General features: G+C 65.0%; 1 protein-coding gene. It reads left to right on the top strand.

The window, feature by feature from the left end:
• Positions 1–306, top strand: a 306-nt coding sequence (locus tag WA762_RS35570; RefSeq protein ID WP_335941723.1) for a condensation domain-containing protein, incomplete at both ends; no start/stop codon positions are given.

The following is a 306-nucleotide window of genomic DNA, read 5'->3' on the forward strand; positions in this document are numbered from 1 at the left end:
AGTCTGTTCATGGTGTTCCAGGCGGCGTTGGCGGCGTTGCTGACCCGGATGGGCGCCGGATGCGACATTCCCATCGGTGCTCCGACCGCCGGTCGTACGGACGAAGCGCTCGACGATCTGGTGGGGTTCTTCGTCAACACGCTTGTCCTGCGCACCGACACCTCCGGAAACCCGACCTTCGAAGAGCTCCTCTCGCGGGTCCGGGACACCGACCTCGAAGCCTTCAGCCACCAGGACGTTCCCTTCGACCGCCTCGTCGAAGAACTCAACCCCCACCGCACACTCTCCCGCCACGCCCTCTTCCAG

The sequence above is a fragment of the Streptomyces tyrfis genome (assembly GCF_037034285.1).
Lineage (GTDB): Bacteria > Actinomycetota > Actinomycetes > Streptomycetales > Streptomycetaceae > Streptomyces.